This is a genomic window from Cupriavidus sp. SZY C1 (genome assembly GCF_032190535.1).
Classification (GTDB): Bacteria; Pseudomonadota; Gammaproteobacteria; order Burkholderiales; family Burkholderiaceae; genus Cupriavidus; species Cupriavidus pauculus_C.
Genome location: NZ_JAUANU010000009.1, coordinates 190905 through 212732, shown reverse-complemented (window position 1 = coordinate 212732; position 21828 = coordinate 190905). Strand labels below are relative to the sequence as shown.

Here is a 21828-nt window from a genome sequence, read left to right as displayed (position 1 = left end):
GTCCCCCGTCGTATGATGCGACTTGTTGCCAGCGCCCCGGCACCCGACCCGGAACCTCCATGACGTTTTCGCCTGAACCGGCATACCAGCACGGCCAGCCGCCGCGCACCGCAATCCTGCTGATCAACCTCGGCACCCCCGACGCCCCCACGCCCAAGGCGGTGGGCCGCTACCTGAAGGCGTTCCTGTCCGACCCGCGCGTGGTGGAAATCCCGCGGCTGGCGTGGCTGCCGATTCTGCACGGCGTGATTCTGCCGTTCCGCTCGCGGGCATCGGCCATGAAGTACGAGTCGATCTGGCTGCGCGAGGCCCATATGACGGGGTCGCCACTGCTGGTGCACACCGAGCGCCAGGCCCACGCGCTGCAATTGCTGCTGCACAAGCTTGGCCACGACGTGACCGTGGCCTGCGCCATGCGCTACGGCAATCCGTCGATCGACTCGGTCATGGAGGCGCTGCGCCGGCAGGGCACCGAGCGCGTGCTGGTGCTGCCGCTGTATCCGCAGTTCTCGGGCACGACCACGGCCACCGCGTTCGACGAACTGTTCCGCGTGCTGGCCGGCTGGCGCAACCAGCCGGAGCTGCGGCTGGTCAAGCATTTTCACGATCACCCGGCCTACATCGCGGCGCTGGCAGCCCGCGTGCGGGAATACTGGGCGGCGCACGGCCTGCCCGACTTTGCGCGCGGCGACCGGCTGATCCTGTCCTTCCACGGCCTGCCGCGCAGGCTGCTGGACCTGGGCGATCCCTACCATTGCGAATGCCTGAAGACGGGCCGGCTGTTGGGCGAGGCGCTGGGACTCCAGCCGGGCCAGTACCAGGTGACGTTTCAGTCGCGTTTCGGCAAGGCCGAATGGCTGCAGCCCTATACCGCGCCGACGCTGGTGGAACTGGGCAAGGTCGGCACGCAGCGGGTGGACGTGTTCTGCCCCGGCTTTCCGGCCGACTGCATCGAGACGCTGGAGGAAATCGCCATCGAAGGCCAGAGCGAATTCCGCGTGGCCGGCGGGCAGGATTTCCATTTCATTCCGTGCCTGAATGATTCGGAGCCGTGGATTGCCGGGCTGGCCGACATCGCGTTGCAGCATCTGCAGGGCTGGCCGCTGGACCTGCCGCATCCACATGAACTGGAGGCCCGGCGGACCCGGGCGCAGACGCGCGGCGCGGCGGCCTGACGGCGGCAGGAAGGAGAACACGATGCAAGTGGATTTCGACGCCGATGCGCGGATGCGGATCGACAAGTGGCTGTGGTGCGCGCGGTTCTTCAAGACGCGCTCGCTGGCGGCCGATGCGGTGGAGCGCGGGCGGGTGACGGTCAACGGCCAGCCGGTCAAGAATTCGCGCGAGGTAAAGCCCGGCGACACGGTGGTGCTGGACGCCCACGAGCAGCGCTGGGAGGTGGTGGTCAAGGGCGTGCCGGCGTCGCGCGGATCGGCGCCGATCGCCCAGACGACCTACGCGGAAACGCCCGAAAGCCAGGCCCGGCGCCAGCAGGAGGCCGACCGGCGGCGCCTGCAGCCGGAACCGGCGGCGCAGTTGCAGGGCCGGCCGACCAAGCGCGACCGGCGCCGCATCGACGACTTCAGAAGTTGATCAGGCAGGAAAGAAAACGCGGCGGGCCAGCCGGAGCGCTTGGCCTCGGCTGGCGGATGAAGAGGGGTCAGCGGACGTACTGGACGATGTAGTGCTTGAACACGGCCTTGCCGCTGCCATATTCGGTATCGCGCGGGGCGACCGCCTCTGACAGGCAGATGAAGGCCGTCATCGCCGACAGCGCGGCAATCAGGCATAACGTCACGACAGGCAACTTGTGCATGGTGAAGCGTCCCAAAGATGCACCAATGTGATCCACCTTCTTGCTCCCGTTATTTTTGTCATTTTTCCTGCTATGAATCTTAGTGTTTGCGTTGCAGCAAAGCAATAAACACCCGATGTCATGAAACGCCCCTTTGTAACGGCGTATTTCCGGGTCCCTGAGCGCGCACACCTTGAAAAAGTGGAACCGTGTCGCCATCTGCGGCTAGACTTGCCGGTTGGCATCCGATCCATCCCGTGGCCCCGTCGTTGCCTTGAGCGGCCGCGGTTTTAGCTATTTGATACGAATCGACATGGAAGAACAGAATCTGACGCCAGACCAGAACCCGCAGCAGGCGGCCAATGCCGCCGCGGCTGCGCCGGCGCCCGAGGCTGCGGCCGCCGGTGCTGACGAGATCGCACGCCTGACCCAGCAGGTGGCAGAGCTGGAAGCCAAGGCCAAGGAGCACTACGACATGTTCCTGCGCGCCACGGCCGAAGGCGAGAACATCCGCCGCCGCTCGCAGGACGAAGTGGCCAAGGCCCACAAGTTCGCGATCGAGAATTTCGCCGACAACCTCGTGCCCGTCATGGACAGCCTGCAGGCCGCGCTGGCCGACAACACCGGCGACCTGAAGAAGCTGCGCGAGGGCGTGGAGCTGACCGCCCGCCAGCTGGCCGCCGCCTTCGAGCGCGGCAAGATCGTCGAGGTGAATCCGGTGGGCGAGAAGTTCGATCCGCACCGCCACCAGGCCATCTCGATGGTGCCGTCCGAGCAGGAGCCGAACACCGTGGTGTCGGTGCTGCAACGGGGCTACACGATTGCCGACCGCGTGCTGCGTCCGGCGCTGGTGACCGTCTCGGCGCCGCGCTGACCGGCACGATGTGAATGGTTCGTACGACGCCCGGGGGCCGCAAGGCTGCCCGGGCGTCGTCGTTTCTGGAGATACCGCCATGGCGGACAACGCATCGCACACCGCATCAGACACCCAGGGCGACGCCCCGCACCTGGACCACCGCGCCTTCGACGCGCTGGCCATGCAGGCCGTGGATCCGGCCACCATCGACCCGGCCATCGCGTCCGCTGGCGACGACCTGGTCTGCGTGTTCTTCTGGGGCGTGGACTGCTTCAACTGCGAGATGGCCAAGAAGGCGATCCTGGCCGATCCGGACAAGCTGCGCGTGCTGAACCTGCGCTGGCTGCACACCAACGTCTACGCCCATCCCGAACTGGGCCGCCGCTTCGGCCTGCACGGCATTCCGGTGTTCATGTTCTTCCACCGCGGCAAGCGGCTGGGCCGCGCCACGGGCTGGCACGGCTACGGCCAGTTCGCGGCGGCGGTGGCCAATGCCCGGCTCAAGGCCGAGGGCAAGCCGCTGGCGGGCTGATCAGCGCGACAGCGCGTAGCCCACGCGGAACTGCCACGGCGTCTTCTGGTTGTAGTACAGCAGGCTCTCGCCGTAGCCGTAGAAGAAGCCGGCCATCAGGTAGCCGGCCGTGCCGGGCAGCAGCCGCGCCAGCGGGTAGGTGAGCTGCGTGTCGACGCTGCCATAGCCCTTGCGCGTGCCCTTGCGCAGCGTGGCGGCCACCTCCCACGAATCGGGCCGGCCGTAGGCGATGTTCAGGTCCATGTAGCCCCGGTAGTGGGCGATGTCCTCGTTGTCGCTCTTGCCCACGTAGGCGTACAGCTTGGGCGCCACGCGCCAGTGGAAGTCGGTCTGGTCCCCGAAATACATGGTCGGTTTGACGAACAGCGTGTTGACGGCGCGCGAGTTGTCGCCGTCGCGGCCGTTCGATTCGTGCTCGAAGCCGGTGGCGATCGACATCCGGCTGATCGCGCTGTTCTTCACGCCCGTGTCCGACAGGTAGTAGTACAGGCTGGGCCGGTAGTTCGTGTCCTTGAACGGGCGCGATTCGCTGGCCAGGTCCCACAGCGAGAACTGCGTGTAGGCGAAGTACAGGTTGTCCAGCACCGACTTCGACTTGGGGTCCTCGCCCTCGAAGATCCGGTACTTGAAGCTGATCTGGAACTTGGCGTTGGCGCCGTTGTGGCCGCCGAACATGATGTACATCGGCTCGTTGAACGACAGCCGCTGGGCGTCGCGCAGGTCGACCGGGGCGGGCGGCGGGGCGCCGCCGTCGGCGGTGACGATGGGCGTGACCGGCGTGGTGGCCGGATTGGCCGCCGGGGCTGGCGCGGTGGCGCCATCGGCGGGTGCCGCCGCCACCACGGGCGGCCGGGCCGGGGTCTCGCCCGGTACGGGCGCGCGGTTCAGCGTGACCAGGACCGGCGCGGCGTCGATGCCGGTGACGTCGATCCGCACCAGGCCGCGCAGCGTGGCGGGCCATTCGGCGGTGTAGCTGATGGTGCGGTTCTCGCCGCGCCGCAGGTTCAGGATGGCCGGGCCGCTGCCAACGCGCCGCAGCGTGACGCGCACCGGCGCGGCAAGGTCGCCCGAGACCGTGGCTTCGAGCGTATCGGGCACGGCGTAGCGGCGCAGGTCTTCGTCACCGGTGGCCAGCAGCGTCAGCGTGAGCGGCCGGGTGCCGTCGATCTGGCGCGGCGGCTGCAGCAGCGAGACGGCCGCCTGCGCGGTCATCGGCATGGCCAGCGCGCCAAGCGCGGCGGTGGCGGTCAGCGCGGACAACAGCGCGGCGGCGCGGCGGCTGCCCGCGCGCGGGGAGAGAGGGTAGGACATGGGACATCGGCACGCCGGCGCCGCGCGGCATCCACGGAGCGGGGTCCGGTGGCGCCGACGAGACGGGCAGGCGTGGCAAGGAATGGCAACCGGCAGAGATTAGCATGCGCCGCCCGCGCCGCTTGTCAGTGTGCGTCGGACAAATCAGCCTTTGGCGCGGCGCTGGATATCGTCGACGTAGGCCTGCCCGTCGGGCGGCATGCCGGTGCGCTGTGCGTTCCAGAGCATCTGGCCCAGCGCTTCCATGATCTCGTGCTGGGCGTCGTGCGGCGAGTCGAGCCGGCGGCTCAGCGCCTCGTAGGCGGCGCGGATGCCGGGCGGCTGGTCGATCGACACCTGTTCGGAGATCGACAGGTGCATCGCCAGGTGCAGGAACGGGTTGGTCTGGCCGGCCTCGGGCGTGTAGTCGCGTGCCAGGGCGCCTTCGGTGTCGTCAAGCTGGGCGTGGTACTCGGGATGCTGGTCGATCCAGTCGACCGCGATCGCCTCCAGCGGCGTCAGGACACTGCCCGCAACGCGCTTCTGCCACGCTTCGCAGAAGAACCGGCGGACTTCTTCTCTTGAGGGATTGAACATGATGGCCGCTATTGTAGTGCAGCGGTCCGGGCGCTGCCGGCCGGGCCCGGCGCGTGCGTAGAATGCGAGGTTTCGATCCCTTGCCGCCACCATGACCGTCTCTGCCGCCGCCGCCCGTGGCCAGGCCCGCGACAAGCTCGCGGGCGTGCTGCTGATCGCGCTGTCCGCCAGCGCCTTTGGCGCCATGGCCATCTTCGCCCGCTTTGCGTATGCGGCTGGCGCCGATGTCTACGGCCTGCTGGCGGTCCGGTTCGTGGTGGCGGCGGTGGCGATGGCGCTGGTGATGCGCGCGCGCGGGATCCGCCTGCCGCCGTGGCGCCGGGTGCTGGCGCTGGCGGCGATGGGCGGCATCGGCTACGTCGGGCAGTCGTACTGCTTCTTTACCGCGCTGAACCATGCCCAGGCCAGCCTCGTGGCGCTGCTGCTCTATCTCTATCCGCTGTTCGTGACGCTGCTGGCGGCGGTCTTCCTGAAGGAGGCGCTGACCACGCCGGCCGTGATCGCGCTGGTGCTGTGTTCGGTCGGCGCGGGGCTGACGGTGGGCGGTGGCGAAGGCGAGCCGATCGGCATCGCGCTGGGCGTGGCGGCGGCGGTGATCTATTCGGTCTACATCGTCGTCGGCGCGCGGGTGACGGCCGGCGTCAATGCCATCGCCACGACCACGGTGATCTGCACGGCGGCCGCGCTGGTCTATGTGACGGTGGGCATCCTGCGCAGCGGCGCCGGCGTGCCGCCCCAGTTCCCGGCCACGGCCGGCGGCTGGCTGGCGCTGGTGGCCATTGCGCTGGTGTCGACGGTGCTGGCCATCCTGACGTTTTTCGCCGGGTTGCAGAAGCTGGGCGCGGCGCGGGCGTCGATGCTGTCGACGCTGGAGCCCGTGGTGACCGTGGTGCTGGCCGCCCTGCTGCTGGGCGAGCACATCGGGCCGACGCAGGCCGTGGGCGGCGGGCTGATCGTGCTGGGTGTCCTGTGGCTCACACGGCGGGCCAGTGCTACGCCGCCGCTGGAGTCCGCCGACGAACGGAATTGAACGGCTTCGTCAAACCGGCTGTCTACGGCGACGCCCTGCTTGGGTACAATCGCGCCTTCTTCCTTCACAAAACCCGGAAACCGCGCAATGAAACCCGTCGATCAGGCCGTGATTGCACAATTGTTCACCGAAGCCCGCACCCATAACGTGTGGCAGGACAAGCACGTGGACGATGCCCTGCTGCAGCAGGTCTACGAGGCGATGAAGTTCGGCCCGACGGCCGCCAATGGCTCGCCGGCCCGCATCGTGTTCGTGAAGTCGGCCGAGCAGAAGGCCCGCCTGGTCGAGTGCGTGTCCGCCGGCAACGTCGAGAAGACGCGCTCGGCGCCGGTGACGGCCATCATCGCGTTCGACAACGCGTTCCACGACCAGCTTCCGAAGCTGTTCCCGCATGCCGACGCCCGCGCCTGGTACGCCGGCAACGACGAGAAGATTGCCCGCGACGCGCTGATGAACAGCTCGCTGCAAGGCGCCTACTTCATCCTGGCCGCCCGCGCGCTGGGCCTGGACTGCGGCCCGATGGCCGGTTTCGATGCCGACAAGGTCAACGCCGCGTTCTTCCCGGACGGCAAGTGGTCGGTCAACTTCCTGGTGAACCTGGGCTACGGCGACGCCGACAAGCTGCACCCGCGCCTGCCGCGCCTGTCGTTCGACGAAGCCTGCCGCATCGTCTGACCGGCCATCGCGCCATGGAAAAAGGCGACCCTCGGGTCGCCTTTTTTGCGTCCACGGACGATGGGTTGGTTGCTCAGGCCGTCCACGCCTGCATGGGGCTGCAGGCCAGGTAGCGCACCGGATCGGCAATGCCCAGCCGCGCGCGGGCCGCGTCCAGCGGTTCGTGCAGCAGCCTCTCGTAGTCCTCGCCCAGCAGCCAGCCGGCACTGCGGCCCCGGCGGTAGCCTTCCAGCACGGCCCGCGCAAAGGCCAGGCTGCGCGTCACGCGCCAGCTTTTCAGCGAGGCGGCGATGGCGATGAAAGCCCAGCCCTTGCCGCCGGTCTGCGCGTAGCTGAACGCCACGAGCGCGGCTTCGCCCAGGCTCTCGTCGGCACGGTAGCCGGTCAGCACGTGCCAGATGTCGTGCACGTCGCGCGTCCGGCGGCCAAACCACATGTAGGCGTCCTCGACGATCGGCTCCTGGTTCAGGTTCGACACCTTGGCCAGTCCGTCGGCGCTGTAGCCGGTGGCTTCCAGGAAGCCACGGTACGCGGCGCCCACCGTGCCCGGCGCGAAGCTGGCGATATAGGCCGGGTCCGATAGTTTTTCGGCCAGTTCGATGCGCTGGTAGGCCATGCGGCGGCCGTCGGGCGTGCTCAGCAGGCGGCTGTAGTTGCGCGGCATCGACGGCCCGTTCAGCGCGCGCATGATGCGGAACACCTGCTCGGTGTCGTTGCCATCGGCCAGCAGCTTGCGGATGGCCTGGAACGCGGTGGGAAGGTCGCGCCGGTACGGGTTGGAGCCTGTGGAGGTAGCCATGGACGGGTCCTTTCGGCGGGAGGGCGATGGGTCAGGCGGTGGCCGGCTCGCGCAGCCGGGCGGCGGCCGTGCGCACGAAATCCACGCTGGTGTCGATGGCCGTCACGGGCAGCATATGCCCGCCCGGCACCAGCGTCAGTTGTGCGGCGGGCACCCGGGCGACAAATGCTTCGCCGTTCTTGCGGTAGTCGAGGATGCGGTCGTCGCGGCCGTAGAGGATGCTCACCGGCACGCGCAGGTCGGCGTACTGCGCCACCAGCGGCGGCAGGCTGTGCGCGGCGCCGATCAGGTCTTCGGACGCGCCAAGGAAATGGCCCGGCCGCAGCGCCAGCAGGCCGCCGCCGCGCACGGGAAAGTCGGCCGGCACGGCGTCGGGGCCGAACACGATGTCCATGACCTGCGCGCGATTGCGGATCGACATCGGAATCAGCAGCGTCCACGCGATCAGCTTGCGCAGGGCAGGGCTGGGGATCGTCATGGCCTTGAACACCGGCGAGATCTGCTCGGGCGGGTGCGTCAGCGGCGCGATCAGCGCCAGGCCGCCCACGCGCTGGGGGTGGTAGGCGGCCAGCGCCAGCGCGATGGCGCCGCCGAGCGAATGGCCGACCACGAGCGGCTGGTGCAGCCCGAGCTGGTCGATCAGCGCCGCGAGCGTGTCGGCCTGGGCGCGCAGGTCGGCCGGGGCGCCAGCATCGCGCGTGGACCAGCCGGCGCCGGGCCGATCGACCGCCACCACGCGGAAGTCGCGCGCCAGCGGCGCGATCATTCCGTAGTCGAAGTTGGCAAGCTGGCCCGACAGGCCATGGACCAGCAGCACGGGCTGGCCCTGGCCCTGTTCGACGACATGCAGCCGGGCGCCCGGCACATCGACGAAGCGGCCCGTGGGCGGCAGCCCGGCCTCGATCTTGCCGACGGTGTGGCGCGTAAACAGGTAGAGCAGGGCAAGCAGGATCAGCAGCGCGGCGGCCAGCACGGCCACGGCGGCGATCAGCGTCGGCAGGAGGGTCAAGGTTGGGCCTCGGCGAGTGGGTCGTTGGGGGCGGTGGCCGGCACGGCGGCGGCCGGCGCGCGGGCAAAGCGCAGCACGCCGTCGTCGATGCGGCCATGGCGGATCGTCAGCATGTCCATCAGGTAATTCTGATACACGCGCCACGGCTTGCGGTGGCCCTGGCGCGGCAGCACCGACGCGGCGCGCTGCACGTAGCCCGACGTGAAATCCAGGAACGGCACGGCCTGCACGGTCGGATCGGGCGCGGGCATGGCGATGCGGTAGCCGCGGCGGTCCATGAAGCGCAGCAGCCGGCAGGCGTACTCGGCGGTCAGGTCGGCCTTGAGCGTCCACGACGCATTGGTATAGCCGAACGCCAGCAACAGGTTCGGCACGTTGCCAAGCATCATGCCCTTGTACGCGAGCGATTCCGACGGGCGGCGCGGCTGGCCATCGACGGTCAGGGCGATGTCGCCGAGCATGTTCAGCTTCAGGCCGGTGGCCACGACCACCACGTCGGCCGGCAGCGTCTGGCCCGATTGCAGCACGATGCCGTCGGCCGTGAAGCGCTCGATCTGGTCTGTCACCACCGACGCGCGGCCGTTGCGGAGTTCGCGGAACAGGTCGCCGTCGGGCACCAGGCAGACGCGCTGGTCCCATGGGTTGTAGCGCGGCGTGAAATGCGTGGCGACGTCGAAGCCCGGCGCCAGTTGCGCGGCAGCCATCTCCACCAGCCGCGCCTTGACCTTGGCCGGGCGGCGCCGCGCGAGCTGGAAGAAAAACATGCCGAGCAGCACGTTCTTCCAGCGCGTGGCGCGGTAGGCCAGCCGTTCGGGCAGCACGTCGCGCAGCTTGCGGGCGATGGCGTCCTCGCCGGGGCGGGTGACGATGTAGGTCGGCGATCGCTGCAGCATTGTCACGTGCGCGGCGGTCTCGGCCATCGCCGGCACCAGCGTGACGGCCGTGGCGCCGCTGCCGATCACGACCACGCGCTTGCCGGCATAGTCGATCGACGGGTCCCAGAACTGCGGATGGACCATCTGGCCACGGAAGGCGGCCTCGTCCGGGAAGCTCGGGCGGTGGCCCTCGGCGTAGCTGTAGTAGCCGGCGCAGACGTAGAGCAGGCGGGCGCGCAGGCGCTGGCGGCTGCCGTCGGCGGTGCGCTCGGCATCGACGGTCCAGCACGCCTCGGCGCTGTGCCAGGCCGCCGCGACAACCTTGTGCCCGAAGCGGATGTGGCGGGTAATGCCCGTCTCCTCGGCGGTCTCGCGGATGTAGGCCAGGATCGACGGGCCGTCGGCGATGGCCTTGGCGCCGCGCCAAGGCTTGAAGCGGTAGCCGAGCGTGTACATGTCGGAGTCCGACCGGATGCCCGGGTAGCGGAACAGGTCCCAGGTGCCGCCGATGGCGTCGCGCGCCTCCAGGATGGCGAAACGCTTGTCCGGACAGCGCTGCTGCAACTGCCGGGCGGCGCCGATGCCGGACAGGCCGGCGCCGACGATCAGCACGTCGAGGACATCGTCTTCGGGCGGGGGAGGGCGCATGTCAGGGACCGGGGGCGAGTGGGTATTCTGACAACATAGGTTGTCAGACGCCATCTGACAATAGGGAATGTCATAATGGCCGCCATGACCACCGAGCTCTCTCCCGCCCGCCGCTACCGCGGCGCCGAAGCCGAGGAGCGCCGCGCCCAGCGGCGCGCGCAGCTCATTGCCGCCGCCGTGCAGGTCTACGGCGAGCGCGGCTACCAGAACGCCACGGTCAAGGCCGTGTGCGAGGCGGCCGGGCTGACCGAGCGCTACTTCTACGAATCGTTCGCCAACTCCGAGGCGCTGCTGCTGGCGTCGTATGAAACGGTCACCCACCGGCTGCTGCAGACGCTGGCGCGCGCCGGGGACGAGGCCGGCGGCGACGGCGAGCATCGCGCGCTGGCCATGCTGCGCGCGTACTTTGGCGCGCTGCAGTGCGAGCCGCGCTCGGCGCGTGTGTTCCTGGTGGAGATCCGGGGCGTCAGCAAGCTCGTCGACGAGGCGCTGGCCGTCTCGCTATGCGATTTTGGCGCGCTGCTGGCCCGCACGCTGGCGCCGCCGGGCACGCCGGTCGACCCGATGCTGGCCGCCGGCGTGGCGGGCGGCGTGGTGCACGTGGCGCTGTACTGGATCCGCAACGGCCATGCGCCCGGCGTGGATGCCGTCGCGCAGACCGCGCTGCAACTGGCGCGGGTGCTCGGCCAGCGCTAGACGTTCGGCGCCGGCGTCTTGGGCCGGAATTCGCAGAGCGGCTCGATCGCGCAATGCCAGCACTCGGGCTTGCGCGCCTTGCAGACGTAGCGGCCGTGCAGGATCAGCCAGTGGTGGGCGTCGTGCAGGAATTCGGTCGGCGTCACCTTCAGCAGCTTCTGTTCCACCGCGTCGGGGTTCTTGCCCGGCGCCAGCCCGGTACGGTTGGCCACGCGGAAGATGTGTGTGTCCACCGCGATGGTCGGCTGGCCGAATGCCACGTTCAGCACCACATTGGCCGTCTTGCGGCCCACGCCGGGCAGCGCTTCCAGCGCCTCGCGCACGGGCGGCACCTTGCCGCCGTGCTGCGCCACGAGGATCCGGCAGGTTTCCATCACGTGCCTGGCCTTGGTCTTGAACAGGCCGATGGTCTTGATGTACTCGATCAGCCCGGCTTCGCCGAGATCGAGGATCTGCTGCGGCGTGTGCGCGACCGGAAACAGCTTGCGCGTGGCCTTGTTCACGCCGACGTCGGTGGCCTGCGCGGACAGCAGCACCGCGATCAGCAGCTCGAACGGCGAGCTGTATTCGAGCTCCGTCTCCGGATTGGGGTTGACCTCCCTCAAGGTCTCGAAAATGGCGAGGCGCTTCGCAGGATTCATCAGTGGGAATCGTCGGTATCGCTGGTATCGTTCCGGTCGGGCGTGCCAGCCAGGCCAAGCCTGGCGCGACGGGCTTCGGCAGCGTCGATCTGGGCCTGGACGGCCGGCGACACCTTGTCGGTGTTGCGCGGCTGCACGGCGGCGGCTTTCTGGCGCGCGCGTTCGATGGCGGCCTGGATGATCGCCTTCTTGCGCGCCTGGGCGGCCTGCTCGGCTTCGCTGGCGGCGGCTTCGGCCTGCAGCGCTTCGAGCTTGGCGGCGGCCTTGGCGGCCAGCCGCGCGTCGTTTTCCTCGCGCTCCCGCACCAGCCGGGCCTTGCGTGCGACGTAGCGCGCATGGGCCGCGTCGGCCTGGGCCTGCGACCACGCGGCCCAGCCGGTGCTGGCGCCGGTCACGGGAATCATGTCGATGCAGTCGACGGGGCAGGGCGCCACGCAGAGGTCGCAGCCGGTGCACCAGTCGGGCAGCACGGTGTGCATCTGCTTGGGGGCGCCGACGATGGCGTCGACCGGGCATGCCTGGATGCACAGCGTGCAGCCGATGCAACGCGATTCGTCGATGCGGGCCACGGCGCGCGGCTGTTCCACGCCGTGCGCGGGGTCCAGCGGCTGGGGCGGCGCATCGAGCAGCGCCGACAGCCGCACGATGCCCTGGGCGCCGCCGGGCGGACAGCGGTTGCTGGCCGCCTCGCCCACGGCCATGGCCTCGGCGTACGGGCGGCAGCCGTCGAACCCGCACTTGGTGCACTGGGTCTGCGGCAGCAGGGCTTCAAGGCGGTCCGCCAGGCTGGGGGCGCCGGCGGCGGGTGGGGAAGAACGAGTCACGACAGCAAGACTGCAAAGGGATTCGGGGGGGACGACTGTGGCGTCGGGCATGCCTCTATCGGGCGTGTGCGCGGCAAGGATTATCCCCGATTTCGCGGCAGTGCAGAAAAGGCGATCATGCCGCGTCACCCATTCGGGAGGGGAGCCCGGACGAGGTGGCGGGCTGTGCCATAATCCGCGCAACTGACAGATCAGATATTCATGTCGAACGAGCCAAAAACCAAGCGGGATCCAGAAGGCACGCGCCGGCGCATCATGGCCGCCGCCACCGAGGAATTTGCCAAGGGCGGGCTGGCCGGCGCACGCGTCGACCAGATCGCGCGCCGTGCCGAAACCAACGAGCGGATGCTCTATTACTACTACGGCAGCAAGGAAGGGCTGTTCCTGGCCGTGCTGGAAAAACAGTACGCCGAGTTCCGCGCCGCCGAGGAGCAACTGCACATCACCGACGAGGACCCCGTGGCGGCCGTGCGCACGCTGGCCCGCTTTGTCTGGGACTGGTACTACGCCCACCCCGAGTTCATCCGGCTGGTGAACAGCGAGAACCTGCACGAGGCGCGGCACCTGAAGAAATCGGCGCAGCTCCATCAGCTCATCAACCCCGTGGTGGACGTGCTGGCCGACATCATCCGGCGCGGCCAGGACCAGGGCGTGTTCCGCGACAACATCGACGTGCCGCAGTTCTACCTGACGATTTCGGCGCTGGGCTACTACGTGCTGTCGAACCGGTACACGATCAGCGCCGTGATCGGGCGCGACGTGGCGTCGGAAGAGGAGCACGCGCGCTTTGCCGAGCTGCACACCGACATGCTGCTGTCGTACCTGACCAACCGCTGACCGGCCGCTGACCGGTACCCGCCGCCGCAAACGAAAACGCCCGCGACTTCCACGTCGCGGGCGTTTTTGTTTTGCCGGGCCTGCCGGTCAGGCCTTCTCGGCCTTGCGGATGAAGTCGCGCAGCTCCGGGTAGATGTTCTCGCGCCAGCGGCGGCCCGAGAAAATCCCGTAATGGCCGCACTTCGGCGCGGTGATGTGGTGCTTCTTGGCCTTCGGAATGCCCGCGCACAGGTCGTGCGCCGCGGCGGTCTGGCCGGCGCCCGAGATGTCGTCGAGCTCGCCCTCGATGGTCAGCAGCGCGGTGCTCTTGATGTCCTGCGGGCGCACCGGCGCGCCGTCGATTTCCCACGTGCCATTGGCCAGCCGGAATTCCTGGAACACCTCGCGGATCGTATCGAGGTAGTACTCGGCGGCCATGTCCAGCACGGCGTTGTACTCGTCGTAGAAGCGCACGTGGGCCTCGGCGTCGTCGGCGTCGCCTTCCACCAGGCTCAGGTAATAGTCATAGTGCGACGACAGGTGGCGGTCCGGGTTCATCGCCACGAAGCCGGCGTGCTGCAGGAAGCCCGGGTACACCTTGCGGCCGTGGCCCGGGTAGTTGGCCGGCACCGTGTAGATGACGTTGTTCTCGAACCACTCGTACGACTTGTTCGTCGCCAGCGAATTGACGGCCGTCGGGCTCTTGCGCGCGTCGATCGGGCCGCCCATCATCGTCATCGTGCGCGGCGTCTTCTCGCCGGCCGACGCCATCAGCGAGATGGCCGCCAGCACCGGCACCGTCGGCTGGCACACCGAGATCACGTGCAGGTTCTCGGCGCCGATGTGGCGGATGAATTCCTGGATGTAGTAGATGTAGTCCGACAGGTGGAAGCTGCCGTTTTCCACCGGCACCATGCGGGCATCGACCCAGTCAGTCACGTAGACCTTGTGGTCCTGCAGCAGCGTGCGCACGGTGTCGCGCAGCAGCGTGGCATGGTGGCCGGACAGCGGCGCGCAGACCAGCACCACCGGCTCGTCCTTGAGCAGCTTGATGGTCTCCGAATCGTCCGCGTAGCGCTTGAAGCGGATCAGCTTGCAGAAGGGCTTTTCCAGCACGGCCTGCTCGACGATCGGGATGTCGCGCCCGTTGGAGCGCACGGCCTTGATGTCGAAGGAAGGTTTCTCGTACTCCTTGCCGAGCCGGTACAGCAACTCGTAGCCCGCCGCCATGCGGGGGGCACCCGGCAGCAGGGAAAGGGGGCTGAGGGGGTTTGTAAACGTCTTGGCGGTCGCCTGGGCCCACGCGGTCAGCGGGTTCAGCATCGAGCGCTGGAATTCATGCAGTTGGTAAAGCATGCCGGTACCTGTCTAGCCTTTCTTGTCGCGAGTGCTTGTCGCGCAACGATTATGCCCGCAATCGAACGATCGTGCTCTGCAGCATATGTCTTCAAGTTACTTCTTTAGCCGACGAAGACAATAGGACATTGGCGCTAATTCCGGATGACACTGGCTGACAGGAAAGAAAAAGGCGACCGGAGTGGCCTCCAGGTCGCCTTTGGCGTCCGACGCGCGCGTCAGGTGTTGCTTTTTAGTACACGGCGGCGATGGCGTTGACCACGGCGTCGATGTTGCGGCTGTTCAGCGCGGCCACGCAGATGCGGCCCGTGCCCACGGCGTAGATGCCGTGCTCGTTGCGCAGGCGATCCACCTGGTCCGAGGTCAGGCCCGAGTACGAGAACATGCCGCGCTGCGCCTTGACGAACGAGAAGTCGCCCGGCACGCCCTTGGCGGCCAGCTTGTCCACCAGCGCGTTGCGCATCAGCTTGATGCGGTCGCGCATCTCGCCCAGTTCCTGCTCCCACATGGCGCGCAGTTCCGGGCTGTTCAGCACGGTGGCGACCACGGTGCCGCCGTGCGTGGGCGGGTTCGAGTAGTTCGTGCGGATCACGCGCTTGATTTGCGACATCACGCGCTGGGCTTCTTCCTTGCCCGTGGTGACGATCGACAGGGCGCCCACGCGCTCGCCGTACAGCGAGAAGCTCTTCGAGAACGAGCTGGACACGAAGAACGGCAGGCCGGAGTCGGCAAACAGGCGCACGGCCGCGCCGTCCGGCTCGATGCCGTCGGCAAAGCCCTGGTAGGCCATGTCCAGGAACGGGATCAGGTTGCGTTCCTTGACCAGTTCCACCACCTGCTTCCACTGGGCCTCGTCCAGGTCCACGCCGGTCGGGTTGTGGCAGCACGCGTGCAGCACGACGACCGTGTTGGCCGGATACGACTTCAGCGATGCCACCATGCCGGCAAAGTTCAGGCCGTGCGACGGGGCGTCGTAATAGGCATAGTTGACCACCGGGAAACCGGCCGACTCGAACAGCGCGCGGTGGTTTTCCCAGCTCGGATCGCTGATGGCGACCGTGGCGTCCGGGTACAGGCGCTTCAGGAAGTCGGCGCCGATCTTCAGCGCGCCGGTGCCGCCAAGTGCCTGGGCCGTCACGACGCGGCCTTCGGCGATCAGTGCCGAGTCCTTGCCGAACAGCAGCGTCTGCACGGCCTGGTCATAGGCGGCGATGCCCTCGATCGGCAGGTAGCCGCGCGGGGTGGCGGTGGCCAGGCGGGCCTTTTCGGCTTCCTGCACGGCGCGCAGCAGCGGAATTTTCCCTTCGTCGGTGAAGTACACGCCAACGCCCAGGTTCACCTTGGTGGCGCGGGTATCGGCGTTGAACGCTTCATTCAGGCCCAGGATCGGGTCGCGCGGGGCCATCTCGACGGCAGAAAACAAACTCATTTGGGATCTCGTGGTCAGCTTTGTAACAAAACGGAGGGCGTAGAATGCTTCGAACTGCGCTGGCTGCGGCGGCGACTGGCTCCCGCATGACTGCCTCTCCTGACAAAACCTGACAGGAACCTCAGGCAAACTGGACTTGAACCGATCCGCGCAACCCCAAGATTCTAGCGTAATCCGCCCGCATTCCTCAGGTTTTTCCCTACGTTTATGACGAATCTCGCCGAAGTCGCCCCGCCCCTGGACGAAGACAAATTCGTCACGTTTCCGGGGTCGCCCTTCCAGCTTTACCAGCCGTTCCCGCCCGCCGGCGACCAGCCCGAGGCCATCCGCCAGCTTGTGGAAGGCGTGGAGGACGGCCTGTCGTTCCAGACGCTGCTCGGCGTGACGGGGTCGGGCAAGACGTTCACGATGGCCAACGTGATCGCCCGCATGGGGCGCCCGGCCATCGTATTTGCGCCAAACAAGACGCTGGCGGCCCAGTTGTACTCGGAATTCCGCGAGTTCTTCCCGCGCAACGCGGTCGAGTACTTCGTCAGCTACTACGACTACTACCAGCCTGAGGCGTACGTGCCGCAGCGCGACCTGTTCATCGAGAAGGACTCGTCGATCAACGAGCATATCGAACAGATGCGGCTGTCGGCCACCAAGAGCCTGCTGGAGCGGCGCGACACGATCATCGTGGCCACGGTGTCGGCCATCTACGGTATCGGCAACCCGAACGAATACCACCAGATGATCCTGACGCTGCGCACCGGCGACAAGCTGAGCCAGCGCGACATCATCGCCCGGCTGATCGCCATGCAGTACACGCGCAACGAGAGCGATTTCCAGCGCGGGACGTTCCGCGTGCGCGGCGACACGCTGGACATCTTCCCGGCCGAGCATGCCGAGATGGCCGTGCGCGTGGAGCTGTTCGATGACGAGGTGGATTCGCTGCAGTTCTTCGACCCGCTGACGGGCCGCGTGCGCCAGAAGATTCCGCGCTTTACGGTCTACCCGTCGAGCCACTACGTCACGCCGCGCGAGACCGTGCTGCGCGCCATCGAGAACATCAAGGTCGAGCTGCGCGAGCGGCTGGACTTCTTCTACAAGGAAAACCGGCTGGTCGAGGCCCAGCGGCTGGAGCAGCGCACGCGCTTCGACCTGGAAATGCTGTCGGAACTGGGCTTCTGCAAGGGCATCGAGAACTATTCGCGCCACCTGTCCGGCGCCCAGCCGGGCGAGCCGCCGCCGACGCTGGTGGACTACCTGCCGCCCGACGCGCTGATGTTCCTGGACGAGTCGCACGTGCTGATCGGCCAGTTGAACGGCATGTACAACGGCGACCGGGCGCGCAAGACCACGCTGGTGGAGTACGGCTTCCGGCTGCCGTCGGCGCTGGACAACCGGCCGCTCAAGTTCGACGAATACGAGCGCAAGATGCGCCAGGCGATCTTCGTCACCGCCACGCCGGCCGCCTACGAGCGCGACCATGCCGGCCAGGTGGTGGAGCAGGTGGTGCGGCCGACGGGCCTGGTCGACCCGGTGATCCAGGTGCGGCCGGCCACGACCCAGGTGGACGACCTGCTGGGCGAGATCCACGAGCGGGTAAAGGTGAACGAGCGCGTGCTGGTGACCACGCTGACCAAGCGGATGGCCGAGCAGTTGACCGAGTTCCTGTCCGAGAACGGCGTCAAGGTGCGCTACCTGCATTCGGACATCGACACGGTCGAGCGCGTGGAGATCATCCGCGACCTGCGGCTGGGCACGTTCGACGTGCTGGTCGGCATCAACCTGCTGCGCGAGGGGCTGGACATTCCCGAGGTGTCGCTGGTGGCCATCCTCGATGCCGACAAGGAAGGCTTCCTGCGCGCCGAGCGGTCGCTGATCCAGACCATCGGCCGCGCCGCGCGGAACGTCAACGGCACCGCCATCCTCTACGCGGACCGCATGACCGATTCGATGAAGATCGCGATCAGCGAGACCGAGCGCCGCCGCGCCAAGCAGATGGCGTTCAACGAGGCCAACGGCATCGTGCCGCGCGGCGTGGTCAAGCGGATCAAGGACATCATCGACGGGGTCTACGATGCCAACGACGTCAAGGCCGAGCTGAACGCGCAGGCCGAGCGCGCCAAGTACGAGGACATGAGCGAGAAGCAGGTGGCGCGCGAGATCAAGCGGCTGGAAAAGCAGATGCTGGACCACGCCAAGAACCTCGAATTCGAGAAGGCCGCCCAGGTGCGGGACCAGCTGGCCAAGCTGCGGGCCCAGGTGTTCGGGGCCGGCGCCGAGGGCGATCACATCTGAGCGCTGCCGGCCGCCGCAACCGGGGCGCGCCCCGATGGGCACGGTGCGCCACGGCATCCTATAGTGGTTAGGCAGTCGGCCCGAACGGGGGCGCGCCGGATCACGAACCTGAGGAGTGTGCCGTGGTGACACAGTTCGAATATGGGGGGTATGCGGTGGTCGCCCGGGCGGTTGCGCGGGCCGGCGGCGGTTTTGCCGGGGTGCTGACCATCGCGGACGCGTTCGGCGAGCCCGGCGGGCCGACGTTCGAAGTGGAAACCGGCGCGGCGGAGACGCCCGAGGCGGCCATCGCCCTGGCCGAGGCCGAAGCCATGCGAACCATAGATGCCGGCGAGGTGAGTTGATTCCGGACAGCCGGCACATCAGGAGACACGCTGATGTCCTACAGCAGTGAATGGAAGAAGAGGGTTTTCGAGACGCACGAGATCCAGGTGCTGGTGAAACCCCGGTCGCCGATCGAGTGGGACTACACGGTGCGGGTGTGCCGCAAGGGCACGAACATCCGGGCCGCCGACACGCTGGTCGAATCGTCCCCGCCATCGGAACACTTCAAGGCGCCCGAAGCCGCCGAGGCGGCCGGCTTTGCCCGCGGCAAGCAACTGGCGGAACGGCTATAGCGCACTCCCGGCGGGATGGGCTGCAAGTTGCCGAAGCGGTAGAATCCCGGGCCCGGACGGCCGGGATACCCGCAGGCGGGCGCCGACGCGCGCTGATTGGCGATACCTGATCGCCACTTTTGCCATGTCCCCGATCAAGCCTGAGCGCTTTCCATGGCCGTTCGGCCAGTATGGTTGCCCGGATCGTTATCGCAGGCGGAATAGTGCGTTGCTGGACAGGGAACTTGACTGATTTAGTCGGGATATCTTAAACTCGACCGAAATTCTCAAGTATTCCCTCTCCCCGAGCATCATGAGACTGACCACCAAAGGCCGTTTTGCGGTAACCGCCATGATCGACCTGGCCATGCGCCAGGATCAGGGCCCTGTCACCCTGGCAGGCATCAGTCAGCGTCAGAAGATCTCCCTGTCGTACCTGGAGCAGCTTTTTGGCAAGCTGCGCCGTCACGAGATCGTGGAAAGCGTGCGCGGTCCGGGCGGCGGCTACAGCCTGGCGCGCAAGGCCGAGGACGTGACGGTGGCGGACATCATCATCGCTGTCGACGAGCCGCTGGACGCCACGCAGTGCGGCGGGAAGGGCAATTGCAATGGCGACGACGGATCGGGCCGCTGCATGACCCACGAGCTGTGGGCCACGCTGAACCAGAAGATGGTGGAGTACCTGGATTCCGTGTCGCTGAAGAACCTCGTTGACCAGCAACGCGCCCGCCAGCCCGCCGTGCTGCACGACATGCGCGACGACGCCGCGCAGCAGCCGGTGACGGTGTCGCGCTCCAAGGCGGACAAGCAGGAAAAGCCGGCGCGCGCCCGCGTGGTCAATTCGGTGTTCAGCCTGGCACAGTCGTAAGCAAGGTTGCGGCACCTGCATTAAACTATCGGTAGGCAGTACGCGATTAGCGATCCCTATAAGGCAGTCATAAGATGAGCACCACCCCACATTTCCCGATCTACATGGATTACTCGGCCACCACGCCGGTGGACCCGCGCGTGGCGGACAAGATGATTCCGTACCTGCGCGAGCAGTTCGGCAATCCGGCCTCGCGCAGCCACGCCTACGGCTGGGACGCCGAGCGTGCCGTGGAAGAGGCGCGCGAGCAGGTGGCCGCGCTGGTGGGCGCCGATCCGCGCGAGATCGTGTGGACGTCGGGGGCAACCGAGTCGGACAACCTGGCCATCAAGGGCGCCGCGAACTTCTACTCGGGCAAGGGCAAGCACATCATCACCGTGAAGACCGAGCACAAGGCCGTGCTGGACACCACGCGCGAGCTGGAGCGCCAGGGCTTCGAGGTGACGTACCTCGACGTCAAGGACGACGGCCTGATCGACATGGACGTGTTCAAGCAGGCGCTGCGCCCGGACACGATCCTGGTGTCGGTGATGCTGGTCAACAACGAGATCGGCGTGATCCAGGACGTCGAGCAGATCGGTGAGATCTGCCGCGACAAGGGCATCATCTTCCACTGCGACGCCGCGCAGGCCACCGGCAAGGTCGGTATCGACCTGGGCAAGCTCAAGTGCGACCTGATGTCGTTCTCGGCCCACAAGACCTATGGCCCGAAGGGTATCGGCGCGCTGTACGTGCGCCGCAAGCCGCGCGTGCGGATCGAAGCCCAGATGCACGGCGGCGGCCACGAGCGCGGCATGCGCTCGGGCACACTGGCCACGCACCAGATCGTCGGCATGGGCGAGGCGTTCCGCCTGGCCCGCGAGGAAATGGCGACCGAGAACGAGCGCATCCGCATGCTGCGCGACCGGCTCTGGAACGGCCTGTCGTCGATGGAAGAGGTGTACCTGAACGGTTCGATGGAACACCGCGTGCCGCACAACCTGAACGTCAGCTTCAACTTCGTCGAAGGTGAATCGCTGATCATGGCCATCAAGGACGTGGCCGTGTCGTCGGGTTCGGCGTGCACGTCGGCGTCGCTGGAGCCGTCGTATGTGCTGCGCGCCCTGGGCCGCAACGACGAACTGGCACACAGCTCGATCCGCTTCACGGTTGGACGTTTTACGACGGAATCGGAAATCGACTACACCGTCGAACTGCTCAAGAGCAAGATCGGCAAGCTGCGCGACCTGTCGCCGCTGTGGGAGATGTTCAAGGACGGCGTCGACCTGAATTCGATCCAGTGGGCCGCGCACTGATCGCGACCTGCGTCACAACAAGAACCCCATAAAGATTCGTCAGAGGTAACCAAAATGTCTTACAGCAACAAGGTTCTCGACCACTATGAAAATCCGCGCAACGTCGGTTCGTTCGACAAGAACGACGACGCGGTGGGCACCGGCATGGTCGGCGCCCCGGCCTGCGGCGACGTGATGAAGCTGCAGATCAAGGTGAACGAGGCGGGCGTGATCGAGGACGCCAAGTTCAAGACCTACGGCTGCGGCTCGGCCATCGCGTCGTCGTCGCTGGTGACCGAATGGGTCAAGGGCAAGACCGTGGACCAGGCGCTGGAGATCAAGAACACCCAGATCGCCGAGGAACTGGCGCTGCCGCCGGTGAAGATCCACTGCTCGATCCTGGCCGAGGACGCCATCAAGGCGGCGGTCGAGGACTACAAGAAGAAGCACGGCGGCGCCGAGCAGAAGGCTGCCTGACAGCGGCCTGCCGCGTCAGATGGTTTGGTGTGGCCATGCGCGCTCCAGCATGCGCGCGTGGCGTTCGACAGCAAGGCAAAGATGATCACGATGACCGAAAAGGCGGCGAAGCACGTCGCCCGTTACCTGGAACGCCGCGGCAAGGGCCTGGGCCTGCGCCTGGGCGTGAAGACCACCGGCTGCTCCGGCCTGGCCTACAAGCTTGAGTACGTGGACGAGCTGCAGCCAGAGGACCAGGTGTTCGAGACCCATGGCATCAAGGTGATCGTCGATCCGAAGAGCCTGCCGTACATCGACGGCACCGAGCTCGACTTTGCGCGCGAAGGGTTGAACGAGGGCTTCCGCTTCAACAACCCGAACGTCAAGGACGAGTGCGGCTGCGGCGAGTCGTTCCGGGTCTGAGGGCCGGGCCTCGCCGCGGATCGGCTACCGATACGCGGCGCGGCGACACGACAAGGG

General features: G+C 67.3%; 25 protein-coding genes. 15 read left to right on the top strand and 10 right to left on the bottom strand.

Features of this window, described 5'->3' with window-relative positions:
- The first annotated feature begins 59 nt into the window (after nt 1-59).
- Together hemH and QTN24_RS16145 are read left to right on the top strand one after the other, a co-directional pair.
- Nucleotides 60-1175 carry a ferrochelatase gene (hemH, locus tag QTN24_RS16150; protein WP_313838209.1) on the top strand — a complete coding sequence of 372 codons (1116 nt, stop codon included), beginning with the start codon at nt 60-62 and terminating at the stop codon, nt 1173-1175.
- A gap of 22 nt (nt 1176-1197) precedes the next feature.
- On the top strand, nt 1198-1593 hold the full coding sequence (locus tag QTN24_RS16145) for an RNA-binding S4 domain-containing protein (protein ID WP_124684800.1): 396 nt from the start codon (nt 1198-1200) through the stop codon (nt 1591-1593).
- A 67-nt stretch (nt 1594-1660) separates the two neighbouring features.
- Here the strand turns inward: QTN24_RS16145 and QTN24_RS16140 are convergent, their stop codons facing one another.
- The gene (locus tag QTN24_RS16140) at nt 1661-1816 is read right to left on the bottom strand and encodes a hypothetical protein (protein WP_172966083.1); all 156 of its coding nucleotides are present in this window, start codon (nt 1814-1816) and stop codon (nt 1661-1663) included.
- Between the two features lie 292 nt (nt 1817-2108).
- Here QTN24_RS16140 and grpE point away from each other — a divergent pair, with 292 nt between their 5' ends.
- The gene (gene grpE, locus QTN24_RS16135; RefSeq protein WP_124684799.1) at nt 2109-2669 is read left to right on the top strand and encodes a nucleotide exchange factor GrpE; all 561 of its coding nucleotides are present in this window, start codon (nt 2109-2111) and stop codon (nt 2667-2669) included.
- 79 nt (nt 2670-2748) lie between these two features.
- The gene (locus QTN24_RS16130; protein WP_124684798.1) at nt 2749-3183 is read left to right on the top strand and encodes a thioredoxin family protein; all 435 of its coding nucleotides are present in this window, start codon (nt 2749-2751) and stop codon (nt 3181-3183) included.
- Here the strand turns inward: QTN24_RS16130 and QTN24_RS16125 are convergent, their stop codons facing one another.
- Nucleotides 3184-4494 carry a phospholipase A gene (locus QTN24_RS16125; protein WP_409559038.1) on the bottom strand — a complete coding sequence of 437 codons (1311 nt, stop codon included), beginning with the start codon at nt 4492-4494 and terminating at the stop codon, nt 3184-3186. It abuts the gene before it with no gap.
- A 144-nt stretch (nt 4495-4638) separates the two neighbouring features.
- Nucleotides 4639-5070: a DUF1841 family protein gene (locus QTN24_RS16120; RefSeq protein ID WP_124684796.1), complete on the bottom strand. Its 432-nt coding sequence runs from the start codon at nt 5068-5070 to the stop codon at nt 4639-4641.
- A 91-nt stretch (nt 5071-5161) separates the two neighbouring features.
- On the opposite strand from QTN24_RS16120, the gene QTN24_RS16115 reads away from it, so the two are divergent.
- Nucleotides 5162-6100 (top strand): DMT family transporter, encoded by a 939-nt coding sequence (locus QTN24_RS16115; RefSeq protein WP_313838202.1) that lies wholly within the window; start codon nt 5162-5164, stop codon nt 6098-6100.
- 87 nt (nt 6101-6187) lie between these two features.
- A complete protein-coding gene (locus QTN24_RS16110; RefSeq protein ID WP_124684794.1) occupies nt 6188-6775 on the top strand; it encodes a malonic semialdehyde reductase in 588 nt (195 codons plus the stop codon).
- 73 nt (nt 6776-6848) lie between these two features.
- Here the strand turns inward: QTN24_RS16110 and QTN24_RS16105 are convergent, their stop codons facing one another.
- Genes QTN24_RS16105 through QTN24_RS16095 form a run of 3 tightly spaced genes read right to left on the bottom strand, consistent with a single transcriptional unit; the run spans nt 6849 to nt 10106 of the window.
- Complete coding sequence (locus QTN24_RS16105; RefSeq protein ID WP_313838199.1) at nt 6849-7574, bottom strand: Coq4 family protein; 726 nt, start codon at nt 7572-7574, stop codon at nt 6849-6851.
- Nucleotides 7575-7605: 31 nt separating this feature from the next.
- Nucleotides 7606-8574 carry an alpha/beta fold hydrolase gene (locus QTN24_RS16100; protein WP_313838222.1) on the bottom strand — a complete coding sequence of 323 codons (969 nt, stop codon included), beginning with the start codon at nt 8572-8574 and terminating at the stop codon, nt 7606-7608.
- 5 nt (nt 8575-8579) lie between these two features.
- Nucleotides 8580-10106 (bottom strand): NAD(P)/FAD-dependent oxidoreductase, encoded by a 1527-nt coding sequence (locus QTN24_RS16095; protein ID WP_313838197.1) that lies wholly within the window; start codon nt 10104-10106, stop codon nt 8580-8582.
- Between the two features lie 75 nt (nt 10107-10181).
- Here QTN24_RS16095 and QTN24_RS16090 point away from each other — a divergent pair, with 75 nt between their 5' ends.
- A complete protein-coding gene (locus tag QTN24_RS16090; RefSeq protein ID WP_124684791.1) occupies nt 10182-10802 on the top strand; it encodes a TetR/AcrR family transcriptional regulator in 621 nt (206 codons plus the stop codon).
- Here the strand turns inward: QTN24_RS16090 and nth are convergent.
- Together nth and rsxB are read right to left on the bottom strand one after the other, a co-directional pair.
- Complete coding sequence (gene nth, locus QTN24_RS16085) at nt 10799-11443, bottom strand: endonuclease III (protein WP_124684790.1); 645 nt, start codon at nt 11441-11443, stop codon at nt 10799-10801. The two genes, QTN24_RS16090 and nth, sit on opposite strands and share 4 nt — an antisense overlap.
- Nucleotides 11443-12267 (bottom strand): electron transport complex subunit RsxB, encoded by an 825-nt coding sequence (rsxB, locus tag QTN24_RS16080; RefSeq protein WP_313838195.1) that lies wholly within the window; start codon nt 12265-12267, stop codon nt 11443-11445. Before rsxB ends, nth begins: the two co-directional genes overlap by 1 nt.
- Before the next feature lie 201 nt (nt 12268-12468).
- Between rsxB and QTN24_RS16075 the strand changes: the two genes are divergently transcribed.
- The gene (locus QTN24_RS16075; protein ID WP_124684788.1) at nt 12469-13104 is read left to right on the top strand and encodes a TetR family transcriptional regulator; all 636 of its coding nucleotides are present in this window, start codon (nt 12469-12471) and stop codon (nt 13102-13104) included.
- An 87-nt stretch (nt 13105-13191) separates the two neighbouring features.
- Here the strand turns inward: QTN24_RS16075 and QTN24_RS16070 are convergent, their stop codons facing one another.
- Both QTN24_RS16070 and QTN24_RS16065 read right to left on the bottom strand, forming a co-directional pair.
- The gene (locus QTN24_RS16070; protein WP_124684787.1) at nt 13192-14439 is read right to left on the bottom strand and encodes a polyhydroxyalkanoate depolymerase; all 1248 of its coding nucleotides are present in this window, start codon (nt 14437-14439) and stop codon (nt 13192-13194) included.
- A 232-nt stretch (nt 14440-14671) separates the two neighbouring features.
- A complete protein-coding gene (locus tag QTN24_RS16065; protein WP_124684786.1) occupies nt 14672-15868 on the bottom strand; it encodes an amino acid aminotransferase in 1197 nt (398 codons plus the stop codon).
- A gap of 207 nt (nt 15869-16075) precedes the next feature.
- Here QTN24_RS16065 and uvrB point away from each other — a divergent pair, with 207 nt between their 5' ends.
- The 7 genes from uvrB (at nt 16076) to iscA (ending at nt 21771) form a co-directional block, all read left to right on the top strand.
- A complete protein-coding gene (uvrB, locus tag QTN24_RS16060) occupies nt 16076-18154 on the top strand; it encodes an excinuclease ABC subunit UvrB (protein WP_313838190.1) in 2079 nt (692 codons plus the stop codon).
- Nucleotides 18155-18276: 122 nt separating this feature from the next.
- Nucleotides 18277-18498 (top strand): hypothetical protein, encoded by a 222-nt coding sequence (locus QTN24_RS16055; protein ID WP_124684784.1) that lies wholly within the window; start codon nt 18277-18279, stop codon nt 18496-18498.
- A gap of 33 nt (nt 18499-18531) precedes the next feature.
- Nucleotides 18532-18771: a hypothetical protein gene (locus QTN24_RS16050; RefSeq protein ID WP_124684783.1), complete on the top strand. Its 240-nt coding sequence runs from the start codon at nt 18532-18534 to the stop codon at nt 18769-18771.
- Between the two features lie 292 nt (nt 18772-19063).
- A complete protein-coding gene (gene iscR / locus QTN24_RS16045) occupies nt 19064-19618 on the top strand; it encodes a Fe-S cluster assembly transcriptional regulator IscR (RefSeq protein WP_124684782.1) in 555 nt (184 codons plus the stop codon).
- Between the two features lie 74 nt (nt 19619-19692).
- Nucleotides 19693-20913: an IscS subfamily cysteine desulfurase gene (locus QTN24_RS16040; protein ID WP_124684781.1), complete on the top strand. Its 1221-nt coding sequence runs from the start codon at nt 19693-19695 to the stop codon at nt 20911-20913.
- 54 nt (nt 20914-20967) lie between these two features.
- Nucleotides 20968-21369, top strand: coding sequence for a Fe-S cluster assembly scaffold IscU (gene iscU / locus QTN24_RS16035; RefSeq protein WP_061956036.1), 402 nt, complete (start codon nt 20968-20970; stop codon nt 21367-21369).
- Between the two features lie 81 nt (nt 21370-21450).
- Nucleotides 21451-21771: an iron-sulfur cluster assembly protein IscA gene (iscA, locus tag QTN24_RS16030; protein ID WP_124685157.1), complete on the top strand. Its 321-nt coding sequence runs from the start codon at nt 21451-21453 to the stop codon at nt 21769-21771.
- Nucleotides 21772-21828 lie beyond the last annotated feature (57 nt).

What these genes read in the sequence shown, in the direction of transcription:
- hemH (WP_313838209.1), top strand. Translation starts at nt 60, where the DNA reads ATGACGTTTTCGCCTGAACCGGCATACCAGCACGGCCAGCCGCCGCGC.
- QTN24_RS16145 (WP_124684800.1), top strand. Translation starts at nt 1,198, where the DNA reads ATGCAAGTGGATTTCGACGCCGATGCGCGGATGCGGATCGACAAGTGG.
- QTN24_RS16140 (WP_172966083.1), bottom strand. Translation starts at nt 1,816, where the DNA reads ATGCACAAGTTGCCTGTCGTGACGTTATGCCTGATTGCCGCGCTGTCG.
- grpE (WP_124684799.1), top strand. Translation starts at nt 2,109, where the DNA reads ATGGAAGAACAGAATCTGACGCCAGACCAGAACCCGCAGCAGGCGGCC.
- QTN24_RS16130 (WP_124684798.1), top strand. Translation starts at nt 2,749, where the DNA reads ATGGCGGACAACGCATCGCACACCGCATCAGACACCCAGGGCGACGCC.
- QTN24_RS16125 (WP_409559038.1), bottom strand. Translation starts at nt 4,494, where the DNA reads ATGTCCTACCCTCTCTCCCCGCGCGCGGGCAGCCGCCGCGCCGCCGCG.
- QTN24_RS16120 (WP_124684796.1), bottom strand. Translation starts at nt 5,070, where the DNA reads ATGTTCAATCCCTCAAGAGAAGAAGTCCGCCGGTTCTTCTGCGAAGCG.
- QTN24_RS16115 (WP_313838202.1), top strand. Translation starts at nt 5,162, where the DNA reads ATGACCGTCTCTGCCGCCGCCGCCCGTGGCCAGGCCCGCGACAAGCTC.
- QTN24_RS16110 (WP_124684794.1), top strand. Translation starts at nt 6,188, where the DNA reads ATGAAACCCGTCGATCAGGCCGTGATTGCACAATTGTTCACCGAAGCC.
- QTN24_RS16105 (WP_313838199.1), bottom strand. Translation starts at nt 7,574, where the DNA reads ATGGCTACCTCCACAGGCTCCAACCCGTACCGGCGCGACCTTCCCACC.
- QTN24_RS16095 (WP_313838197.1), bottom strand. Translation starts at nt 10,106, where the DNA reads ATGCGCCCTCCCCCGCCCGAAGACGATGTCCTCGACGTGCTGATCGTC.
- QTN24_RS16090 (WP_124684791.1), top strand. Translation starts at nt 10,182, where the DNA reads ATGGCCGCCATGACCACCGAGCTCTCTCCCGCCCGCCGCTACCGCGGC.
- nth (WP_124684790.1), bottom strand. Translation starts at nt 11,443, where the DNA reads ATGAATCCTGCGAAGCGCCTCGCCATTTTCGAGACCTTGAGGGAGGTC.
- QTN24_RS16075 (WP_124684788.1), top strand. Translation starts at nt 12,469, where the DNA reads ATGTCGAACGAGCCAAAAACCAAGCGGGATCCAGAAGGCACGCGCCGG.
- QTN24_RS16070 (WP_124684787.1), bottom strand. Translation starts at nt 14,439, where the DNA reads ATGCTTTACCAACTGCATGAATTCCAGCGCTCGATGCTGAACCCGCTG.
- QTN24_RS16065 (WP_124684786.1), bottom strand. Translation starts at nt 15,868, where the DNA reads ATGAGTTTGTTTTCTGCCGTCGAGATGGCCCCGCGCGACCCGATCCTG.
- uvrB (WP_313838190.1), top strand. Translation starts at nt 16,076, where the DNA reads ATGACGAATCTCGCCGAAGTCGCCCCGCCCCTGGACGAAGACAAATTC.
- QTN24_RS16050 (WP_124684783.1), top strand. Translation starts at nt 18,532, where the DNA reads ATGTCCTACAGCAGTGAATGGAAGAAGAGGGTTTTCGAGACGCACGAG.
- iscR (WP_124684782.1), top strand. Translation starts at nt 19,064, where the DNA reads ATGAGACTGACCACCAAAGGCCGTTTTGCGGTAACCGCCATGATCGAC.
- QTN24_RS16040 (WP_124684781.1), top strand. Translation starts at nt 19,693, where the DNA reads ATGAGCACCACCCCACATTTCCCGATCTACATGGATTACTCGGCCACC.
- iscU (WP_061956036.1), top strand. Translation starts at nt 20,968, where the DNA reads ATGTCTTACAGCAACAAGGTTCTCGACCACTATGAAAATCCGCGCAAC.
- iscA (WP_124685157.1), top strand. Translation starts at nt 21,451, where the DNA reads ATGATCACGATGACCGAAAAGGCGGCGAAGCACGTCGCCCGTTACCTG.